At 70.5% G+C, this 20,755-nt stretch carries 16 protein-coding genes, 7 tRNA genes and 1 pseudogene; 13 read left to right on the top strand and 11 right to left on the bottom strand.

All coding sequences use genetic code 11. From position 1 onward, the window contains the following. The first annotated feature begins 49 nt into the window (after positions 1 to 49). Positions 50 to 1,738: a long-chain-fatty-acid--CoA ligase gene (locus ATL41_RS01245; RefSeq protein ID WP_098456843.1), complete on the top strand. Its 1,689-nt coding sequence runs from the start codon at positions 50 to 52 to the stop codon at positions 1,736 to 1,738. Positions 1,739 to 1,811: 73 nt separating this feature from the next. Here ATL41_RS01245 and ATL41_RS01240 read toward each other — a convergent pair whose 3' ends face one another. The 5 genes from ATL41_RS01240 to ATL41_RS01220 form a co-directional block, all read right to left on the bottom strand. After that, positions 1,812 to 3,464, bottom strand: coding sequence for an ABC transporter ATP-binding protein (locus tag ATL41_RS01240; protein ID WP_098456842.1), 1,653 nt, complete (start codon positions 3,462 to 3,464; stop codon positions 1,812 to 1,814). Next, complete coding sequence (locus tag ATL41_RS01235) at positions 3,464 to 4,450, bottom strand: ABC transporter permease (RefSeq protein WP_098456841.1); 987 nt, start codon at positions 4,448 to 4,450, stop codon at positions 3,464 to 3,466. The genes ATL41_RS01240 and ATL41_RS01235 overlap by 1 nt, the downstream gene beginning before the upstream one ends. Position 4,451: 1 nt before the next feature. Beyond that, on the bottom strand, positions 4,452 to 5,537 hold the full coding sequence (locus ATL41_RS01230; protein WP_219810356.1) for an ABC transporter permease: 1,086 nt from the start codon (positions 5,535 to 5,537) through the stop codon (positions 4,452 to 4,454). 67 nt (positions 5,538 to 5,604) lie between these two features. Continuing rightward, the gene (locus tag ATL41_RS01225) at positions 5,605 to 7,248 is read right to left on the bottom strand and encodes an ABC transporter substrate-binding protein (protein ID WP_098456840.1); all 1,644 of its coding nucleotides are present in this window, start codon (positions 7,246 to 7,248) and stop codon (positions 5,605 to 5,607) included. Positions 7,249 to 7,448: 200 nt separating this feature from the next. After that, entirely contained in the window at positions 7,449 to 8,252 is an 804-nt protein-coding gene (locus ATL41_RS01220; RefSeq protein ID WP_098456839.1) for a M17 family metallopeptidase, read from the bottom strand. Positions 8,253 to 8,569: 317 nt separating this feature from the next. Between ATL41_RS01220 and ATL41_RS01215 the strand changes: the two genes are divergently transcribed. After that, complete coding sequence (locus tag ATL41_RS01215; protein WP_245854537.1) at positions 8,570 to 9,838, top strand: nucleotide sugar dehydrogenase; 1,269 nt, start codon at positions 8,570 to 8,572, stop codon at positions 9,836 to 9,838. A gap of 122 nt (positions 9,839 to 9,960) precedes the next feature. Continuing rightward, positions 9,961 to 10,524 (top strand): GNAT family N-acetyltransferase, encoded by a 564-nt coding sequence (locus tag ATL41_RS01210; protein ID WP_219810355.1) that lies wholly within the window; start codon positions 9,961 to 9,963, stop codon positions 10,522 to 10,524. Here ATL41_RS01210 and ATL41_RS01205 read toward each other — a convergent pair. From ATL41_RS01205 to ATL41_RS01190, 4 genes are all read right to left on the bottom strand, one after another. Further along, a complete protein-coding gene (locus tag ATL41_RS01205) occupies positions 10,521 to 10,943 on the bottom strand; it encodes a CoA-binding protein (RefSeq protein WP_098456838.1) in 423 nt (140 codons plus the stop codon). The two genes, ATL41_RS01210 and ATL41_RS01205, sit on opposite strands and share 4 nt — an antisense overlap. A gap of 114 nt (positions 10,944 to 11,057) precedes the next feature. Further along, a tRNA-Val gene (locus ATL41_RS01200) sits at positions 11,058 to 11,132 on the bottom strand. An 86-nt stretch (positions 11,133 to 11,218) separates the two neighbouring features. After that, complete coding sequence (locus tag ATL41_RS01195; protein WP_098456837.1) at positions 11,219 to 12,061, bottom strand: aminotransferase class IV; 843 nt, start codon at positions 12,059 to 12,061, stop codon at positions 11,219 to 11,221. Positions 12,062 to 12,114: 53 nt separating this feature from the next. Continuing rightward, positions 12,115 to 13,194: a chorismate-binding protein gene (locus ATL41_RS01190; RefSeq protein WP_098456836.1), complete on the bottom strand. Its 1,080-nt coding sequence runs from the start codon at positions 13,192 to 13,194 to the stop codon at positions 12,115 to 12,117. A 213-nt stretch (positions 13,195 to 13,407) separates the two neighbouring features. Here ATL41_RS01190 and ATL41_RS01185 point away from each other — a divergent pair. The 3 genes from ATL41_RS01185 to ATL41_RS01175 all read left to right on the top strand — a co-directional run bounded on the left by ATL41_RS01185 (position 13,408) and on the right by ATL41_RS01175 (position 13,680). Continuing rightward, positions 13,408 to 13,479: transfer RNA gene (locus ATL41_RS01185), tRNA-Gly, on the top strand. A 42-nt stretch (positions 13,480 to 13,521) separates the two neighbouring features. Then, a tRNA-Cys gene (locus ATL41_RS01180) sits at positions 13,522 to 13,592 on the top strand. 13 nt (positions 13,593 to 13,605) lie between these two features. Continuing rightward, positions 13,606 to 13,680 (top strand) — tRNA-Val (locus ATL41_RS01175). 111 nt (positions 13,681 to 13,791) lie between these two features. Here ATL41_RS01175 and ATL41_RS01170 read toward each other — a convergent pair. Beyond that, positions 13,792 to 14,085: pseudogene (locus ATL41_RS01170) on the bottom strand (2,3-butanediol dehydrogenase); the annotation flags it as partial. 216 nt (positions 14,086 to 14,301) lie between these two features. Here ATL41_RS01170 and ATL41_RS01165 point away from each other — a divergent pair. The 6 genes from ATL41_RS01165 to ATL41_RS01140 all read left to right on the top strand — a co-directional run bounded on the left by ATL41_RS01165 (position 14,302) and on the right by ATL41_RS01140 (position 18,689). Then, a tRNA-Gly gene (locus ATL41_RS01165) sits at positions 14,302 to 14,373 on the top strand. A gap of 42 nt (positions 14,374 to 14,415) precedes the next feature. Next, a tRNA-Cys gene (locus ATL41_RS01160) sits at positions 14,416 to 14,486 on the top strand. Between the two features lie 13 nt (positions 14,487 to 14,499). Then, positions 14,500 to 14,574 (top strand) — tRNA-Val (locus ATL41_RS01155). A gap of 121 nt (positions 14,575 to 14,695) precedes the next feature. Beyond that, positions 14,696 to 15,478, top strand: a complete 783-nt coding sequence (locus ATL41_RS01150; protein WP_098456835.1) for a helix-turn-helix transcriptional regulator — start codon at positions 14,696 to 14,698, stop codon at positions 15,476 to 15,478. 159 nt (positions 15,479 to 15,637) lie between these two features. Next, the gene (gene glgX, locus ATL41_RS01145; protein WP_098456834.1) at positions 15,638 to 17,803 is read left to right on the top strand and encodes a glycogen debranching protein GlgX; all 2,166 of its coding nucleotides are present in this window, start codon (positions 15,638 to 15,640) and stop codon (positions 17,801 to 17,803) included. A 25-nt stretch (positions 17,804 to 17,828) separates the two neighbouring features. Next, positions 17,829 to 18,689 (top strand): polyphosphate kinase 2 family protein, encoded by an 861-nt coding sequence (locus ATL41_RS01140; protein WP_098456833.1) that lies wholly within the window; start codon positions 17,829 to 17,831, stop codon positions 18,687 to 18,689. Between the two features lie 7 nt (positions 18,690 to 18,696). Here the strand turns inward: ATL41_RS01140 and zapE are convergent, their stop codons facing one another. Next, complete coding sequence (gene zapE / locus ATL41_RS01135; protein WP_098456832.1) at positions 18,697 to 19,734, bottom strand: cell division protein ZapE; 1,038 nt, start codon at positions 19,732 to 19,734, stop codon at positions 18,697 to 18,699. A gap of 211 nt (positions 19,735 to 19,945) precedes the next feature. On the opposite strand from zapE, the gene ATL41_RS01130 reads away from it, so the two are divergent. Next, a complete protein-coding gene (locus tag ATL41_RS01130; protein WP_098456831.1) occupies positions 19,946 to 20,752 on the top strand; it encodes a dihydrofolate reductase family protein in 807 nt (268 codons plus the stop codon). Positions 20,753 to 20,755: the final 3 nt, after the last annotated feature.

Raw genomic sequence — 20,755 nt, 5'->3', positions numbered from 1 at the left:
CGCCACGGACGTTTCCCCCGACCAGCGCCGCGGGTGGACAATGGGAGGCATGTCGAACGTCGAAGAGATGCCCTGGGTGAAGAACTACCAGCCGGGGGTGCCCGCTCAGATCGACCTCCCGACCGAGTCGCTCGTCACCATGTTCGAGCACTCCGTCGCCGAGGCCGGCAAGCACCCGGCGACCGAGTTCTTCGGGCGTCGCACGACGTACGCCGAGCTCGGCGACCAGGTCGCCCGCGCCGCCGAGGGCCTGCGGAAGCTCGGGGTGCGCCGCGGCGACCGCGTCGCTCTCATCCTCCCGAACTGTCCGCAGCACGTCGTCGCGTTCTACGCGGTGCTGCGGCTCGGCGCCGTCGTCGTCGAGCACAACCCCCTCTACACCTCCCGCGAGCTGCGCCACCAGTTCGAGAGCCACCAGGCACGCGTCGTCATCGCGTGGGACAAGGCGGTCGCCGCGCTGCGCGAGTTCCCGTCCGACGTCGTGATCGACCACATCGTCTCCGTGAACATCCTCGAGGCGTTCCCGGCGATGAAGCGCGCAGCGCTGCGCGTACCGATCAAGAAGCTGCGAGCGACGCGCGCCTCGCTCACCGCGCCGGCCCCCGGCACGGTGCCGTGGAACAAGCTGCTCGAGAACGACCGCATCTCGACGACGCACCCCTACCCCGATGTCCACGACCTCGCCGCGATCCAGTACACGTCCGGCACGACCGGGCAGCCCAAGGGCGCGATGCTCACGCACTTCAACCTCTACTCCAACGCCCTGCAGGGCGAGGCGTGGATGTACGGGGCCGAGTACCGCAAGGAGGTCTTCTACGCGATCCTGCCGATGTTCCACGCGTTCGGCATGACGCTCTACCTCACGTACGGCGTGCGCAAGCAGGGGCTGCTCGTCCTGTTCCCCAAGTTCGACCCGGACATGATCCTCGACGCGATGAAGAAGTCGCCGGCGACCGTCTACTGCGCTGTCCCGCCGATCTACGAGCGCACCGCGCTCGCGGCGAAGGAGCGCGGGATCTCGCTGAAGTCCTGCAAGTTCTGCATCTCCGGCGCGATGAACCTGCCCGACCACGTCGTCGAGCTGTGGGAGTCGATGTCCGGCGGCCTCCTCGTCGAGGGATACGGCATGACCGAGTCCTCCCCCGTCGCGCTCGGCAACCCCTTCCACCCGACCCGCCGCGCGGGCACGATCGGCGTCCCGTTCCCGTCGACCCTCATGAAGGTCGTCGACCAGAACGACCCGACGCGCGAGGTCGAGCCGGGCGAGCCCGGCGAGCTCCTGCTCAAGGGCCCGCAGGTGTTCCAGGGCTACTGGAACAACCCCGACGAGACCGCCAAGACGCTCACCGAGGACGGCTGGCTGCGCTCGGGCGACATCGTCACCGTCGACGCCGACGGCTTCACGACGATCGTCGACCGCGCCAAGGAGCTCATCATCACGGGCGGCTTCAACGTCTCCCCGAGCGAGGTCGAGGCCGTGCTGCGGCTCCACCCCGACGTCGCGGACGCCGCCGTGATCGGCAAGCCGCTCGAGCGCGGCGGCGAGATGGTCGTCGCCGCCGTCGAGCTCGAGCCGGGCAGCACGCTCGACGAGGACGCGCTGCGCCAGCACTGCCGCTCGCACCTCGCCGCCTACAAGGTGCCGCGTCGGATCGTCGCGATCGAGGACACGCCACGCTCCATGCTCGGCAAGGTCCTGCGCAAGCAGGTGCGCGACCAGGTGCTCCCGCTCGTCTGAGCAACCCGGTCCCAGACCGACGACGAGGGGCGGTGCAGCGTCGCTGCACCGCCCCTCGTCGTACGACCGCCTGTCAGGCCTGGCCCGTGAGCCTCGCCAGAGCGATGCGACGCCTCGCCTGCTCGTCCGGGTCAGGGACAGGGACGGACGTCAGGAGGCGCTGCGTGTACGGGTGCTGCGGCGACGCGAGGACCTGCGCGCTCGGGCCCTGCTCGACGAGGTCCCCGCGGTAGAGGACCCCCACGCGATCGGCCACCATGCCCACGACCGCGAGGTCGTGGCTGATGAACAGCGTCGCGAAGCCGAGTCGTTCCTGCAGCTCGAGGAACACCTCGAGCACGCGCGCCTGCACCGACACGTCGAGCGCCGACGTCGGCTCGTCGGCGATCAGCAGGTCAGGGTCGAGCGCTAGCGCCCGTGCGAGGCTCGCGCGCTGCCGCTGCCCGCCCGAGAGCTCGTGCGGGAACCGCTTCGCGAACTCCTGCGGCAGGTGGACGGCGTCGAGCAGCTCGGCGACACGCGGGCGGGCAGCGCGCCAGTCCCGTGCCTTGCCGTGGATGACGAGCGGCTCGGCGAGTCCCTCGGCGATCGTCATCTTCGGGTTGAAGCTCGTCGCCGGGTCCTGGAACACGAAGCCGATGCGCTGGCGCAGCGGCCGGAACTCACGCTCCTTGTAGCCGACCATCTCGTGGCCGAGCACCGACAACGAGCCACCCGAGGCGTGCGTGAGGCCGGCGATCGCACGACCGATCGTCGTCTTGCCAGAGCCGGACTCCCCGACGAGGCCGAGGACCTCGCCAGGACGGATCTCGAAGTCCACGCCCTTGACCGCACGGAACGCAGGGCGACCGAGGCGGCCCGGGTACGTGATCTCGAGACCCTTCGCCTGGACGACCGGGTCCGCCGACACGTCTACCGGCGTCGTGCGCTCACGCGTCTGCGTGCCGAGCACGGGCACGGCCGCGAGGAGCGACCGCGTGTACTCGTGCTGCGGGTTCGAGAAGATCGAGCGGACGTCGGCCTGCTCGACGATCTTGCCCTGGTTCATGACGGCGACGCGGTCGGCGAGGTCGGCGACGACACCCATGTTGTGGGTGATGAGCACGATCGCGCGGCCGAACTCGTCGCGCACACGACGCAGCAGGTCGAGGATCTCCGCCTGGACCGTCACGTCGAGCGCCGTCGTCGGCTCGTCCGCGACGATCACCTTGGGCTCGAGCGCGAGCGCCATCGCGATGACGATGCGCTGCTTCTGCCCGCCCGAGAACTGGTGCGGGTAGTGGTCGACGCGCTCCTCGGGGTCAGGGATGCCGACCTTCCCGAGGATCTCGATCGCCCGGGCGCGTGCCTCCTGCTTGGAGACCTCGCCGTGGGCGCGCAGCCCCTCGGCGATCTGCCAGCCGACCGTGTACACCGGGTTGAGCGCGGTCGAAGGCTCCTGGAACACCATGGCGACGTCGCGGCCGCGGGCGGCGCGCATCTGCGACGCCGAGAGCGTCACGACATCCTGCCCGGCGAGGACGACGGCCCCCGACACGGTCGTGTTCTCGGGGAGGAGCCGCAGGATCGTCTTGGCGGAGACGCTCTTGCCGGAGCCGGACTCACCGACGATCGCGAGCACCTCGCCCGCGCTCACGTGGAGGTTGACGCCGTCGACGGCGCGCACCTCTCCCGCGTCCGTCGTGAAGTCGACGCGCAGGTCCTTGATGTCGACGACGGTCTCCATCACTCGGCTCCCTTCGTCTCGGTTGCGGGCGACACGGCCTTGCGGCGCGGCGCACGTCGGATGCGCAGACGCGGGTCTGCGAGGTCGTTGAGGCTCTCGCCGACGAGCGTGATCCCCATGACCAGCAGGACGATCGCGACGCCGGGGAAGACGCCGGTCCACCAGATGCCGCTCGCGACGTCGGCGACCGCCCGGTTGAGGTCGTAGCCCCACTCGGCGGCCTTGGTCGGGTTGATGCCGAAGCCGAGGAAGCCGAGACCCGCGAGGGTGAGGATCGCCTCGGACGCGTTGAGCGTGACGATCAGCGGGAGCGACCGCGTCGCGTTGCGCAGGACGTGCTTGCCGAGGATGCGCGTCGTCGGGGCGCCCAGGACGCGGGCTGACTCGACGAACGGCTCCGCCTTGAGGCGGACCGTCTCGGCGCGCACGACGCGGAAGTACTGCGGCACGAACACGACCGTGATCGAGATCGCGGCGGCGATGATGCCGCCCCAGAAGCTCGACTGCCCGCCCGAGATGATGATCGACACGACGATCGCCAGGAGCAGGGACGGGAACGCGTAGACGGCGTCCGCGATCATCACGAGGACGCGGTCGAGCCAGCCACCGAGGTAGCCGGACACGAGGCCGAGCGCGACGCCGAGGAAGATCGACGCGACGACGGCGAGGATCACGGTCAGCAGCGCGGTCTGGGTGCCCCAGACGACGCGTGAGAAGACGTCGTAGCCGCCGACGGTCGTGCCCCAGACGAACTCGTCCGACGGCGCGGCCTGGCGCGGGAAGGACCCGTCCGCGTCGGAGAGCTGGCTGAAGCCGTACGGCGCGATGACCGGGGCGAGCAGCGCCACGATCACGAACACCGCCGAGATCAGGAGGCCCGCGACGAGCATGCCGCGCTGCAGGCCCGCGCTGTGGAACAGGTGCCAGACGATCGGCAGCCGGCGCCAGCGGGGCTCGTGGGTCACGCCCACGGGCTGCGTAGCCATGTCAGTACCTCACTCTCGGGTCGATGAGCGCGGCGACGACGTCGACGATGAAGTTGGTCACCGCGACGATCACCGCGAGCAGCGCGACGATGCCCTGCACGGCGACGTAGTCGCGCGCCGCCAGGTACTGCGCGAGCTGGAAGCCCAGGCCGCGCCACTCGAAGGTCGTCTCGGTGAGGATGGCGCCGCCGAGCATGAGCGCGATCTGCATGCCCATCACGGTGATGATCGGGATCAGCGCCGGCTTGTACGCGTGCTTGCGCAGGAGACGTCCTTCGGAGACGCCGCGCGAGCGCGCCGCGTCGACGTAGTCCATGGACAGCGTCCCGATGAGGTTCGTGCGCACGAGCCGCAGGAACACGCCCGCTGTGAGGAGGCCGAGCGCGACGGCGGGGAGCACGGCGTGCGACAGGACGTCGGAGATGAGGTCCCAGCGTCCGGTGCGCAGCGCGTCGATGATGTTGATGCCGGTCGAACCGTCGATGCGGTCCAGGATCAGCTGCGTCTGCGGTGTCGAGCGACGCCCGAGCGGGAGCCAGCCGAGCTGGACCGAGAAGACGAGCTTGAGCAGGATGCCTGCGAAGAAGACGGGCGTCGCGTAGGCGAGGATCGCCAGGACGCGCAGCGTCGCGTCGGACCAGCGGTCGCGGCGGTAGGCCGCGATCCGGCCGAGCGGGATGCCGACGAGCAGCGCGATGATGAGCGCGAAGGTCACGAGCTCGAAGGTCGCGGCCCCGTATGTCAGCAGGATCTCGCTGATCTCACGGTTGTCCGTGACGGTGCGGCCGAAGTCGCCCGTGAAGATCTCCTTGAGGTACTCGAGGTACTGCACGAGCACCGGGCGGTCGTAGCCCGCGGCAGCGAGACGCTCCGCGAGCTGGGCCTCGGTGAGGCGCCCTCCGACGGACGCCGTGATGGGGTCGCCGACGACGCGCATCAGGAAGAACACGAGGCTGACGAGGATGAAGACGGTGGGGAAGATCAGCAGGAACCGGACCAGGATGTAGCGTCCCAGCCCTCCCCCTGGCGCTGCTGAGGTGGGTTTGGCCGCAGCTGTCGCTGCCGGCTCGTCCGTGAGCGCAGTCACGTTCTCTCCTTGGTACGCGGACGGGACGCCGCGTGCGGCGTCCCGTCCGGTGTGTGGTGCGGTGCGGTCAGCGACCGAGCGGTGCGTAGCGGAACTTGAAGGAAGCGTCGAGGGTCACGCCCGTGACGTCCTTGCCCGCGACGGCGACCTGGGAGCCCTGCAGGAACGGCAGGGTCGACAGGTCCTCGGCGACGATGCGCTGAGCCTCCTCGATGAGCTCGACGCGCTTCGCCTCGTCAGGCTCGCTCGCCTGGCCGAGGATCGCCTTCGTGGCGTCGTCGTTCTCGTAGTGGTTGCCGAGGAAGTTGTCCGGCAGGAAGAACGGCGACAGGTAGTTGTCAGCGTCCGAGTAGTCCGGGAACCAGCCGAGCTGGTAGGCCGGGTAGACGTCCTCACGGCGCTCGGTGGAGTAGACGTCCCAGAGGGTCGACTGGAGCGTGATGTCGAACAGGCCCGTCGCCTCGAGCTGAGCCTCGACCATGGCGTACTCCTCGTCGGAGGAGTTGCCGTAGTGGTCCGGGCTGTACTGGAGGTTCAGCTTGACCGGCGTCTCGACGCCGGCCTCCTCGAGGACCTTGGCGGCCTTGTCCGCGTCCGGGCCACCGTTGCCGTCGCCGTACAGCTCCTTGAGCGGCTCCGCGGCGCCCGTCAGCCCCTCGGGGACGTAGGAGTAGAGCGGCGTGAACGAGCCCTGGTAGATCTCCTCGCCGAGCTTGGCACGGTCGAGCAGGTGCGCGGCGGCCTGGCGGACGGCGAGCGCCTTCTTCGGGTCGGCGTCGGCCGTGTCCGTGCCGTACGGCTGGGTCGCGAAGTTGAAGACGATGTAGCGGATCTCGCCGCCGGGGCCCTCGTGGATCGTGACCTTGTCGTCCTTCGCGAGGTCGGCGAGGTCCGTCGGGGACAGGCTGCGGAACGCGACGTCGACGTCGCCCTGCTGCACCGCGAGCTTCAGCGAGGTCTCCTCGGTGAAGTACTGCGCGGTGACGACCTTGGTGACGGCGGGGTCGAGCAGACCCTTGTAGTCCTCGAACGCCTCGTAACGGATGAGCTCGTTCTCGGTGTAGTCCGTGATGATGTACTGCCCGGCGAACGCCTTCTCCGAGACGATCTTGTCCGCGGGGGTGATCTCGGTGGCCGAGAACACCTCCTCGTCGACGATCGGGCCGACAGGCGAGGACAGGATCTGCGGGAACGTCTGGTCGTTCTCGCTCTTGAGCTTGAACACGACCGTGAGGTCGTCCGTGGTCTCGAGCGAGTCGAGGTTGTACAGGAGCGAGGACGGGCCGTTCGGGTCCGCGATCGCGAGCTGACGGTCGAAGCTGAACTTGACGTCCGAGGCAGTCAGGGCGTGACCGTTCGCGAACGTCAAGCCCTCCTTGAGCTTCACGGTGTACTCGTTCGGCGCGGTGAACTCGGCGCTCTCCGCGATGTCGGGGGCGACGTCAGGGCTGCCGTACGGCGAGTTCAGCAGGAACGGGAAGACCTGGTTCTGCACGGCGAACGAGCCGTTGTCGTACGAGCCGGCCGGGTCGAGCGAGGTGATGACGTCGGTGGTGCCGACCGCGATCGAGTCGGCGCCTCCGCCAGAGGTGCCTCCGGTGCCGCCGGTGGGGGCGTCGTCGCTGGTGTCCGCGCACGCGGTCAGCACGAGGCCGAGCGCGGCGAGCACGCTCACGGCGCGCACTGTGCGGCGTCCAGTTCCTGCAGTCATTGCTCACATCCTCACTGCGTCGTGCCAGCACGGGGGGTACCGGCACTCTGTTGACGGGTCATGGACCAAACCCTGACGCTGTTCTTACCACGGGACCTAGGACCCGTGACGGACAGGACCGCGGGCGATACCCATTCGCAACAAAACGTGACCTGCCGGAAACACTCCTGCTGGCGACGATCTCGCGCGCCGGCACGGCGTCACGCCGGCACCCGGAAGTGTGCCGCGACCTCTGCGAGCAGCCGCGCCCCGAAGCCCGTGGCCTCCTTCACGCGCCACGCGGTGTCCACGTCGACACGCATCGGACCGGCGATGTCGAGGTGGGACCAGGGCGTGTCGCCCACCTGCTCGGCGAGGAACAGGGCTGCGACGATCGCACCGGCCGACTCTCCGCCCAGGTTCTTGATGTCGGCGATCTCGGAGTCGAGCCACGGCCGGTAGGCGCGCTCGAGCGGAAGCTCCCAGACCTTCTCGTCGGTGCGCACCGACGCGTCGCGCACCTGCTCGACGAGGTCGGGCGACGTCCCGATGACACCGGCGGCCGCCGGTCCGAGCGCTGCGAGGCACGCCCCCGTGAGCGTCGCGATGTCGACGATCGCGTCGACGCTGTCCTCGTTGGCGAGAGCGATCACGTCCGACATGACGAGCCGCCCCTCGGCGTCGGTGTTGACGACCTCGATCGTCCGACCGGACCGGGTCGTCAGGACGTCGCCGAGCTTCATCGCGGACCCCGAGGGCATGTTGTCCGTGCACGCGAGGTAGGCGCTCACCACAACCTCGACACCCAGGACGAACTGCTCCGCGCTCGGGTCGACGTGCTCGCTCACGTACGCCTGCTCGAACGTCACGGACGTCCCGGCGACGTAGAAGACGTGGGACAGGACGACGAGCAGCACGATCAGGCCGAGGAAGATCACGACCGGGTGCGGGACCTTGTTACCGACGCGCTCGATCGCGTCGAGGGCCCGCTCGAGCGGGCTGCGACGTGCGACCTCCTGGGCCATTCGAGCCCTCCACACCACGGCTGAGCCGCTCGTGACGGGTGAGGCGTCCGGCGAGCCGGACGTGGTCCCGGCGGGACGGGCCCGCACCGCGCGAACGAGAACACGAACCGGACCAGCTGCCCGGGCTTTCACCCGGGCACCCGTCTGCCCGAGCGTCAACGGAGCCTCCCCCTCGCCGACCGCGCCACGTTCACCCTCGACCACCCCCCGTCTCGCACCACGTTCACCCCCGGCCACCCGCTGCAGGCACCACCGGGCGCAGTAGCGTCGAGAACGGCCGACCGAGGGAGTCGGACCGAGCGCTAGGGGGAAGCACAGTGGACGCCAAGAGCCAGAAGATCGTCATCATCGGGCAGGGCTATGTCGGCCTCCCGGTCGCCATGCGTGCGGTCGAGGTGGGCTACGACGTCGTCGGCCTGGATCTCGACGCGGCGCGCGTCGAGCGCCTCGCAGGAGGCAGCTCCTACGTCGGCGACATCTCCGACGAGACGCTCCGTGCGGCGCTCGACAGCGGTCGCTTCCTCCCCACGGCCGACTACGCCGCCGCCGAGGGCTTCGACGTCGCGGTCATCACGGTCCCGACGCCTCTCAAGGAGACTCTCCCGGACCTGAGCTTCATCGAGCAGTCCGGGAAGAGCCTCGCGCCCTACGTGACGCCCGGCTCCGTCGTCGTCCTCGAGTCGACGACTTACCCCGGCACGACGGAGGAGATGCTCGTCCCGATCCTCGAGGCCGGCAGCGGCCTGCGCGCAGGCGCCGACTTCCACGTCGGCTACTCCCCCGAGCGCATCGACCCGGGCAACAAGAAGTACGGCTTCGTCGAGACACCCAAGGTCGTCTCGGGCATCGACGCCGCGTCCCTGGCCCGTGTCGACGCGTTCTACTCGTCGCTCATCGAGCGGACCGTGCCGGTCTCGGGGACGAAGGAGGCGGAGCTGACGAAGCTGCTCGAGAACACGTTCCGCCACGTCAACATCGCGCTCGTCAACGAGCTCGCGGTCTTCGCGCACCAGCTCGACATCGACATCTGGGAGTCGATCGACGCCGCCTCGTCCAAGCCGTTCGGCTTCATGGCGTTCACGCCCGGCCCGGGCGTAGGCGGCCACTGCCTGCCCGTCGACCCGAGCTACCTGTCGTGGCAGGTCCGCCGCACGCTCGGTCAGAGCTTCCGTTTCATCGAGCTCGCGAACGACGTCAACGAGCACATGCCCGACCACGTCGTGACGCGTCTCGCGACCCTCCTCAACGACGAGCGGAAGGCGGTCCGTGGCTCGAAGGTGCTGCTGCTCGGCCTCGCGTACAAGCGGGACACGAACGACATCCGCGAGTCGCCCTCGCTCAAGATCGTCGAGCTCCTCACGGCCCTCGGTGCCGACATCCTCGCGGTCGACGACCTCATCGACGACTCGCGCTGGCCGGCAGGCGTCAAGCGGGTCGCGCTGACCGAGAAGACGCTCGCCGACGTCGACGCGGCGCTCGTCGTCACGGCCCACTCGGACCAGCCCTACCACCTGCTCGTCGAGAACGACGTCCCGACCCTGGACACCCAGCGCGTCCTGCGCGGGCCCAAGGTCTCCCTGCTCTGAGCAGCTGACCGCGAGGGCCGTGCGCACCCGAGGGTGTGCACAGCCCTCGCGTGTATCCCGGGCACGGCGACCGCCGGAGAAATCCCGTGGCCCTCACCGCGGCTCGATGAGATGGTCGACCGGTGACGCGCCCAACCGAGCTCGACGTGCCCACCCTCGTCTGGCACGACCCGTCCCTCTCCCCCGCCGTGTCGCTGCACCGGCTCGACCTCGCGACGATCGACGCGCTCGCACGCGGCGACCTCGCCGCCGCGCGCGTCTCGTCAGGGCTCACGCTCGACCCACACCTGGTCGCCGACGGCTCGCGCGGCGTCTGGCGGGTCCGCAGCACGCAGATCGCCGAGCACGCCGCGCACGCGCCGTGGATCACGCGCGCGCTCGTCCTGGGCGGCGACGTCGTCGGCAAGGCAGGGTTCCACGGGCCGCCCGAGCCCGGGACAGGGATGGTCGAGGTGGGTTACTCGGTCGCTCCCGAGCGGCGGCGGCAGGGTCTCGGCCGCGCCGCGCTCCGGCTCATGCGTGCCGTCGCGGAGCACGCCCCGGACGCGCGCGTCCTGCGTGCGACGGTCTCGCCCGGCAACGTGGCGTCGCGCAACCTGGTCCTCTCCGAGGGCCTCGTCGAGGTCGGCGAGCAGTGGGACGACGAGGACGGCCTCGAGATCGTCTACGAGGCCCGGCTGGGCTAACGAGCGGCGAGCCCCAGGCGCGGTCCCTCGATCGCGGGGCACGCATCCATGACGACATCGAGCCCGGCGGCCGCGGCGCGTGCGGCGGCGTCCTCGTCGATGACACCGAGCTGCATCCAGACGGCGCGCGCCCCGATCGCGATCGCGTCGTCGACCACCGCCCCCACCAGCTCGGACCGTACGAAGACGTCGACGACGTCGACCTGCCCCGGCACTGCGGCGAGGGCCGCGTAACCCTGCTCGCCGTGCACGACGGGGGCCTGCGGGTGCACCGGCACGATCGTCTGGCCGATGCCCTGGAGGTAGGCCGCCACGCCATAGGCGGCGCGCTCGCGGTTGTTGGACAGGCCGACGACGGCCCACCTCCCCACGTCGGTGAGCAGGCGGCGGATGACCTCAGGATCGTTCGTGTGCGTCATGACACCACCGAACCACACGCGGACCCCGCGCGCGGCACGGGGTCAGGACCCGCCCTGAACCGCCTCCGGCAGACGACGAAGGCCCCCGAGCCTGAGCTTCGGGGGCCTTCGTGCTGGTGGGCGATACTGGGTTCGAACCAGTGACCTCTTCGGTGTGAACGAAGCGCGCTACCACTGCGCCAATCGCCCGTGCGTGGTGCGGTGACAACCCTAGCGCGTGATCCTCGGAGACGAAAATCGGTCGCCGCCTGCCCGCTCGCACCCGCTGACGACCCTCACGGGTCAAGGTCCTCCCCCTGCTTCCGTGCGAACAGCGCTTGCGCCGCGAGGCACAGCTCGCCTGCGGCGACCTCTTGCCCGTCGAGCGCGGTAAGCGGCGAGACGTTGCGTGTCGAGGAAGTGAGCGCGGCGTGCGCGCGCCCCTGCACGACGTCGTCGAGCACCTCGTACGGGAGCGTCGCCTCACGCACGGGAAGCCCCTCGGCGGCGGCCCACTCGAGCAAGAGCTCGCGCGTGATGCCGGCGAGGCAGCCGGACTCGAGCGGCGGGGTGAGCAGCTCGCCGTCACGCTCGACGACGATGTTCGACCCGGTCCCCTCGCACAGCTCGCCGCGCGTGTTGGCGAGGAGCGCCTCGTCGGCGCCGTACTCGGTAGCGGCAGCGAGAGCGACGACGTTCTCCGCGTACGACGTCGTCTTGAGGCCCGCGACGGCGGAGCGCTCGTTGCGGACCCAGCTCACGCGGGCGGCACGGGACGCGCGGGCGACCGTCGCTGGGCCTGCGGCTACGAGGACGGTCTGGTCCCAGCCGTCGCGGCCTGAGCCGAGCGGTCCAGGCCCGGCGGTCACGGTGATGCGCAGACGCCCGGTCTCAGGCGGTGCGACCGCGAGGACGGCAGCGACGCCGTCGCGGATCTTGTCCTCGTCGGGTGGGAGCAGGCCGAGGCCCGTCGCGCTGCGAGCGAGCCGCGCGAGGTGGCGGGTGAGAGCGAACGCGCGGCCGTCGCGGACGAGCATCGTCTCGAACACCCCGTCGCCGACCGTAATGCCGTGGTCGAGCGCTCCGACGAGCGGCTCCTCGGCGTCGCGCAGCCGTCCTTCGAACCAGACGATCGTCATCGTTCCCCCTCGGGTCGCGCACCGGCGTCGGTGCAGGTCGTCCATCGATCTTGTCAGGAGGAGGCGAGCGCGACCAGCCTTCGTGCCTTGAGCTCGGTCTCCGCCCACTCGCCGTCGGGGTCGCTCCCCCACGTGATGCCGGCACCGGTACCGAAGCGGAGGACGCCGTCGCGCCACCAGAACGTGCGGATGCCGACGGCGAGCTCGGCCGTGCCACGGTCGGCGTCGACCCAGCCGACGGCCCCGCAGTACGGGCCGCGGGGCTCGTCCTCGAGCGCGTCGATGATGCGCAGCGCCGAGGACTTCGGCGCGCCGGAGACCGACGCGGGCGGGAACGTCGCGTCGAGCACCTGGGCCCAGCGAACGTCGTCGCGCAGCTGCCCCGCGACCGTCGAGACGAGGTGGACCAGGCCGGGGTGCTGCTCGACGGCGAGGAGCGCCTCGACGCTCACCGTGCCGGGACGGCAGACCTGCTGCAGGTCGTTGCGGACAAGGTCCGTGATCATGATGTTCTCGGCCTCGTCCTTGGGGAGCAGGCCGTCGGCGGTCGCCGCCGTGCCCTTGATCGGGGCCGAGGTGAGGGTCGCGCCGTTGCGGCGCAGGAAGAGCTCGGGCGACGCCGTCACGACCCACACGGGCTCGACACCGTTGCCTGCAGGGACGTGGACGTAGCCGCCGTAAGGCGCGGGGTTGCCCGCCGCGAGCGTCGCGGCGAGCGCGACGGCGTCGGGCTCGTGGCCGTCGACCGCTGGCAGCGGCGCGCGGAGCACGCGACAGAGGTTCACCTGGTAGACGTCGCCCTCGCGGACGTGCTCGCGGATGCGCACGACGCCGTCGCGGTAGCGGTCGGCGCTCGCCGAGCTCGTCCACGTGTCTGCCTGGGGCCCCCGCCACGTCGTGGCGGCGCGCGAGAGGACGTCCCTGGCCACTCCGCCGGTCGCGAGGTCGTCGCGCTCGGCCCGCCAACCCTCACGCTCGGCGAAGCGCCACGCGTGCCCACGTCCCTCGAAGTCGAGGACGACGAACCACAGCCCCTCGTCGTCGAGCCGAGCACGCCCCTCCTCGGTCGCGAGGTCGACGCAGTCGACGACCCCGGAGGCGCTCGTGCCGGCGAACGACGCGCGTCCCGGCATCGCACGCGCGTCAGCGGCGCCAGAGCGGGCTCGGGAGGGTCGGTTCACGGGGTCAACCTACCTGCGTCACGCCGTCGGCCGCGCGGGCTCGAACCTCGCCCTGATGACGCCCGACGGAAGATCACACGGGTGTCAGTTGGACGTTTCGCAGAACGTTCGACTAATGTTTGTCAGGCGCCGCGGGCCGGAGAGATCCGACCTGGTGGTGTTCATGCGGACGTGGCTCAGTGGTAGAGCATCACCTTGCCAAGGTGAGGGTCGCGGGTTCGAATCCCGTCGTCCGCTCGGAGACGCGGCACCGGTTCTCACCGGTCGCCCGACTCGAACGGTGGAGTGGCCGAGAGGCGAGGCAGCGGCCTGCAAAGCCGTACACACGGGTTCGAATCCCGTCTCCACCTCGCATCACAGCACGGGCGATTGGCGCAGCGGTAGCGCGCTTCCCTGACACGGAAGAGGTCACTGGTTCGATCCCAGTATCGCCCACCACGCACGAAGGCCGTCCCGGTACCGGGGCGGCCTTCGTCGTTCCCAGACAGGCGTGGCGCCTGCCACGGGATCACGGGTGGACGAGGATCTTCACCGCCGTGTCGTTGCGGCATGGTCGGCGACACCGGTGTCGCGCGCCTTCGCCTTGCGAGCCTCGCTCAGCTCAGACATCAGCACGGTCACGCCCTGCGCCTTGAGGACCGCAGCCGTCAGCAGGCCGATCGGCCCTGCGCCTCCGACGAGCGCGACGTCGCCTGCCTTCGCACCGGACCGCACGTACGTGTGGTGGCCCACCGACGGCGGCTCGATGAGAGCAGCCTCGTCGAGGGGGACGTCCCCGACAGGGTGCACCCAGCGCCGTTCGACGACGACCTTCTCGCTCAGCCCGCCACCACCGCCCGGCAACGATGAAGCCCATCGACGGAAAACGTGCTGCCCTCATCGTCGATCATCTCCGCAAGGATCAGGTGGCACCCCTCCTCCTGCGAGGCTACGCGCGCCGCGGGTTCGCACAAGGGCACCCCCTCCCACGCGGCACCGCGCCGGTTTGGGCAAACGTCGGATCGTCGTCTAGTGTGTACACGCACCGATCACCTCCGGCCCGCCGGAAGAGATCGCGTTGCGGACGTGGCTCAGTGGTAGAGCATCACCTTGCCAAGGTGAGGGTCGCGGGTTCGAATCCCGTCGTCCGCTCGGAGACGCGGCACCGGTTCTCACCGGTCGCCCGACTCGAACGGTGGAGTGGCCGAGAGGCGAGGCAGCGGCCTGCAAAGCCGTACACACGGGTTCGAATCCCGTCTCCACCTCGCATCACAGCACGGGCGATTGGCGCAGCGGTAGCGCGCTTCCCTGACACGGAAGAGGTCACTGGTTCGATCCCAGTATCGCCCACCACGCACGAAGGCCGTCCCGGTACCGGGGCGGCCTTCGTCGTTCCCGGAACGGGTGTGCCCCTGCGCCCGGATCGAGCCAGAGGTCCCAAGATCTGGCGTCAGCACCTCCGGATAATCGGTACATGACAGCCCGTCGAGTCAACGCCTACCGCGCCCTCGCTTCCGCGAGCCGCGTGACGCTGCTCGACGCGCTCCAGCAGCGCGACGGGATGACGATCACCGAGCTCGCCGAGGTCTCCGGCCTCCACACCAACACCGCGCGCGAGCACCTCGGCCGCCTCATCGACGCGGGCTTCGTCACGTGCGAGCCCGAGGAGCGGCACACCCGCGGTCGCCCGCGCATGCTCTACCGCGCTGTCGCCAGGAAGGACACGGTCAGCGCCGAGACGCACGAGCAGCGCACGAAGGACGCTCTCGCCCGCGCCGAGCTGACCCGCATGCTTCTCGCGGGATTCGGGACGGGCACCCCCGAGGACGCGGGACGAGCCCGGGACCTGGGCGCGGCCGCGGCACAGGAGCACGGCTCGTTCCTGGGGGCGCCAGCACTCACCCCAGCCGCCGGGACCGACGCCTCGGAGGCACGCCTGGCTCAGCAGCAGCTCGACGTGCTCGAGGACCACTTCGACCAGATCGGCTTCGAGGTCGACGTCGACCCCGAGGGTCTCGAGCTCCACCTGCGGCACTGCCCGTTCTACGACCTCGCCCGGCAGCGCCCCGAGGTCGTCTGCCGCGTCCACGAAGGGCTCGCCTCGGGGGTGCTCTCGCGCGTCTGCGGCCCGCTCACGCTCGAGCGGATCCTGCCCTTCGTCGGCCCCGAGCACTGCATCGTGCGCCTCAACCGCCAGGCCGGCGATGCGCGCGGCGACGAGGCATCTGAGCCGGTCGGACCGCCGCCGCTCCCCTGAGCGCCACGGCGATCCCGGCGCGGGCGTGCAGGCTCGGCTCCTCGGTCGCCTGTCACGGCACCGAGGAGCCGGGCAGCGTGCGCCGCGGTTGGGAGCCAACCGTCAGGCCCTAGCGTCCTCGACCAACGCACCCGGCGGGGACGTGGCAGTCTTTTCCCCATGCTCAACTGGCCAGGTCAGCCCTATCCGCTCGGCGCCACCTTCAACGGCTCCGGGACCAACTTCGCTCTCTTCTCCGAGGTCGCCGAGCGCGTCGAGCTCTGCCTGTTCGACGACGACGGGAACGAGACACGCGTCGAGGTCACGCAGACGACGGCGCACGTCTGGCACACGTACCTTCCCGACGTCCAGCCCGGCCAGCGGTACGGCTACCGCGTCCACGGCCCGTACGACCCGGCCAACGGGCACCGCTGCAACCCCTCGAAGCTGCTGCTCGACCCGTACGCGAAGGCGATCGACGGCGAGGTCTCGGCCGACCCGGCGCTCTACTCGTACACGAGCACGGAGGACGGCGTCCTCGACGACGCGGAGCACCTCAACACCGACGACTCGGCCGCCGCGACGATGAAGTCCGTCGTCGTCAACCCGTTCTTCGACTGGGGGCACGACCGCCCTCCGGCGCACGAGTACCACGAGCTCGTCATCTACGAGGCGCACGTGCGCGGCCTGACGATGACGCACCCCGCCGTCCCCGAGCACCTGCGCGGGACCTACGCCGCCCTCGGCCACCCGGCGATCGTCGGGTACCTCAAGGACCTCGGCGTGACGGCGATCGAGCTCATGCCGGTGCACCAGTTCGTCAACGACACCCACCTGCAGGACCGCGGCCTGAGCAACTACTGGGGCTACAACACGATCGGCTTCCTCGCGCCGCACGGCGCGTACGCCGCGGGCGGCACCCGGGGCCAGCAGGTCCAGGAGTTCAAGGCGATGGTCAAGACGCTCCACGAGGCGGACATCGAGGTGATCCTCGACGTCGTCTACAACCACACGGCCGAGGGCAACCACATGGGTCCGACGCTGTCGTTCCGCGGCATCGACAACCGTGCCTACTACCGGCTCGTCGACGAGGACCTCGCGCACTACTTCGACACGACCGGCACCGGCAACTCGCTGCTCATGCGCTCGCCCCACGTCCTGCAGCTCATCATGGACTCGCTGCGCTACTGGGTCACCGAGATGCACGTCGACGGATTCCGCTTCGACCTCGCCGCGACGCTCGCTCGCCAGTTCCACGAGGTCGACCGTCTCTCGGCGTTCTTCGACATCGTGCAGCAGGACCCGGTCATCTCCCAGGTCAAGCTGATCGCCGAGCCCTGGGACCTCGGCAGCGGCGGATACCAGGTCGGCGGGTTCCCGCCGCTGTGGACCGAGTGGAACGGCCGCTACCGCGACACGGTCCGCGACTTCTGGCGCGGCGAGCCCGCGACCCTCCCGGAGCTCGCGAGCCGCCTGACCGGGTCGTCGGACCTGTACGAGGGCGGCGGCCGGACGCCGTCGGCGTCGATCAACTTCGTCACCGCGCACGACGGCTTCACGCTGCGCGACCTCGTCGTCTACGAGGAGAAGCGCAACGAGGCCAACGGCGAGGACAACCGTGACGGCGAGAGCCACAACCGCTCGTGGAACTGCGGCGTCGAAGGGCCGACCGACGACCCGCAGGTCAACACGCTGCGCGCCCGCCAGCAGCGCAACATGCTCGCGACCCTCCTGCTGTCCCAGGGCGTGCCGATGATCGCGCACGGCGACGAGATCGGTCGCACCCAGGGCGGCAACAACAACGGGTACTGCCAGGACAACCCGACGACGTGGATGGACTGGGACCTCGACGACGACAACCGTGAGCTGCTGGCCTTCACGCAGCACCTGATCCGTCTGCGGCACGACCACCCGGTGCTGCGCCGCAGCAGGTTCTTCACCGGCGCCCCGACACAGGAGGGTGGCCTGCCGGACGTCGCGTGGTTCGACCCGTCGGGCGAGGTCATGGACTCGGCTGCGTGGGACGCTGAGTTCGCACGCACGCTCATGGTCTTCCTCAACGGCGAGGCCATCACGGAGCCCGACGTGTACGGCGAGCGGATCGTCGACGACTCGTTCCTGGTGCTCTTCAACGGGCACCACGAGGACGTCGACTTCACCGTGCCCGCGTCCACCTACGGCGAGCGCTGGAGCATGGTCGCGTGCACCGACCCCGAGGTCCCCGTCGACGACGCGGACGGGATCCTCACGGCCGGGGAGAAGATCTCGGTGACGGCGCGCAGCGTGCTCGTCCTCGGTCGTCCCCCGCTCGAGCCGGTGGCCCCACCGGTGACCGAGGTCCGCTGAGCACACATCCGAGAAGGAGCAGGTCATGTCGAAGAAGCCGTCCCTGTCCCACGAGCTCACCGAGCAGCTGCGCGTGCGCGAGGGCTTCGACCTCGCGTCGTTCGACCGTGGCGCTCGGCCCGGGCTGAAGGGCGGGTCGAGCGCGGCCGAGGACCTGCTCGTCGAGCAGGGCGGCATCCTCGACGAGCTGCAGGAGAAGCTGTACGCGCACGGCCGCTCCGGAGGCACGCGCAGCGTGCTGCTCGTGCTGCAGGGTCTCGACACGGCTGGCAAGGGAGGGATCGTGCGCCACGTCGTCGGCCTGGTCGACCCGCAGGGCGTGTCGATCCGCTCGTTCGGCGTGCCGACCGAGGAGGAGCGCGCGCACGACTTCCTGTGGCGGATCCGTCGCGCGCTCCCCCAGCCGGGACGCATCGGCGTATTCGACCGGTCGCACTACGAGGACGTGCTCGTCGCGCGCGTCGACGAGCTCGTGCCGCCAGACGTCTGGGAGAGCCGCTACGACCTCATCAACGATTTCGAGGCCGAGCTGGTCGCAGCAGGCACGGTCGTCGTCAAGGTGGCGCTCATGGTCTCCTACGAGGAGCAGGGCGAGCGCCTCGCGGAACGCCTCGAGCGTCCGGACAAGCACTGGAAGTACAACCCGGGCGACATCGACACGCGCCTGCGCTGGGACGACTACCAGGAGGCGTACCAGGCGGTCTTCGACCGCACGAGCACGCCGCACGCACCGTGGCACGTCATCCCGGCGGACGACAAGCGCTACGCCCGCCTCGCGGTCTCCCAGCTCCTCGTCGAGGCGCTCGAGAGCCTCGACCTCGACTGGCCGCAGGCCGACTTCGACGTCGCGGCGGAGAAGGAGCGACTCGAGGCGACGCGTCGCTGAGAAGGCGTCAGGACGCGACGCCGACGAGCGCCCGGCCCTCCTCGGCGAGAGCACCGAGGCGGGAGAGCGCGCGCAGGTACTTCTTGCGGTAGCCACCCGTGAGCATCGCGGGTGGGAACAGCGCGGTCTCGCCGCTCCCACCGAGCAGGACGGGGACGTCACGGTCGTACAGGCGGTCGACGAGGACGACGAAGCGCAGCGCCTCCGCCTGGCTCTCGATCGTGCGCACGCCGCGCAGCGCGACGAGGGTGACGTCGTCGAGCATCGCGCCGTAGCGGCTCGGGTGCACCTGGGCGAGGTGGGCGAGCAGGTCGTCGAAGAAGTCGAGGGTCGCACCCTTGCGGTGCTCCGCGCTCTCGACGAGGGTGGCGTCGGGCAGCGGCTGCGCCGACGTGACGACGGCGCGGTGGCGGTAGTCCTCGCCGTCGACGCGCAGCACCTCGAAGCGGGCGGCGAGCGCCTGGATCTCCCGGAGGAAGTCCTCGGCCGCGAAGCGGCCCTCGCCGAGCGAGCCGGGCAGGGTGTTCGACGTCGCGACGATCGAGACGTCGCGGTCCGTGAGCTCGCGCAGGAGCCGCGACATGAGCACCGTGTCGCCCGGGTCGTCGAGCTCGAACTCGTCGATGCAGACGAGGTCCTTGCCGCCGAGCGCGTCGACGGTCGCCGCGAAGCCGAGGGCACCGACGAGGTTCGTGTACTCGACGAACGTCCCGAACGCCGCCCGCTCGGGCCCGACGGCGTGCGCGAGCGACGCGAGCAGGTGCGTCTTGCCGACGCCGAAGCCGCCGTCGAGGTACACCGCGGGCACGGTGCCGCGGCGCCAGCGGAACAGCGCTCCGAGGCCGCGCGCGGGGTTGACGAGCGTGTCCGCGACCTCGGCGAGGCGTTCGACGGCGCGCTGCTGGGTCGGGTGCGCCGGGTCTGGCCGGTAGGACGCGAACGACGCCTCGGCGAAGTGCCGGGGCGGGACGAGGTCGCGCAGGAGGCGGGTGCGGTCGGCGGCGGGCCGGATGTCGCAGAGCGACGGTGGTGGGACGAAAGTCACCCGTCGAGACTAGTTGCTCCGGGGCGCCGCCGAGGGCGCGTCCCGCGCTCCGGCGGTGTGGTGCTCGCCGCACCGTGCCCCACCGCACCGCGCCGTGCCCCAGCGAACCACGCCGTGCCCCACCGAGCTGCGCCCCACGGCACCGTGCTCCCGCCGGACCGTGCTCCCCCGCCCCAGGACATGACGGCAGGCGGCGACCTACAGTGGCCGCATGCCCTCCGTCCCGACGTTCGACCTCCTGATCGACGCCGGCCGCGCCGTCGCGCAGGCCGAGCGGATCGTTCCCGAGCCGGGCGAGCCGCGCCTGGGCGAGCTGCTCGCCCACCCAGCGCCGCGCGAGGGCCGCGTGCACGTCCGCGCGAACATGGTCGCCTCGGTTGACGGAGGCGCCTGGGGCGCCGACCACCGCTCCGGGTCCATCAACGACGCAGCCGACTTCCGGGTGTTCGAGGTGCTGCGTGCCCTCGCCGACGTCGTCCTCGTCGGTGCTGGCACGATACGCGCCGAGGGCTACGGACCTGTCGAGCGCCCGGCGCACCTCTCGTCGCTCACCGCCGCAGCGGGGAGGGCTCCGCGGATCGTCACCGCCGTCGTCTCCCGGACCGGGGTCCTGCCCGCCTCGCTCCTCGAGCCCGACGCCCGGTCGCTGCTGCTCACGACGGTCGCGGGCGCCGAGGCCCACCGTGGCTCGGAGCTCGACAGGGACGGTCGGCTCGTGGTCGTCGACGACGGCCTCGGCAGCGTCGACCTCCGCGCCGCGCTCGACGCGCTCGCCGAGCGCGGCCTGACGCGCGTCCTCACCGAGGGCGGCCCGCACCTCCTCGCGAACCTGCTCGACGACGGCCTCGTCGACGAGCTCATGCTCACGACCAGCCCGAGGCTCGTCGGGCCCGCGCCCGGCCGCATCGTCGCCGGTCCGCGCAGCCTCCAGGACGCGCTCGACACACGCACGACGCCGGCCGTCCTCCTGCACGCGGACGGCACGCTCGTCACCCGCTGGGTGTTGCGGGGCCGCTGACCG

Origin of the sequence: Flavimobilis soli (assembly GCF_002564025.1) — a bacterium.
Lineage (GTDB): Bacteria > Actinomycetota > Actinomycetes > Actinomycetales > Cellulomonadaceae > Flavimobilis > Flavimobilis soli.
This window is presented reverse-complemented; position numbering and strand designations above follow the sequence as displayed.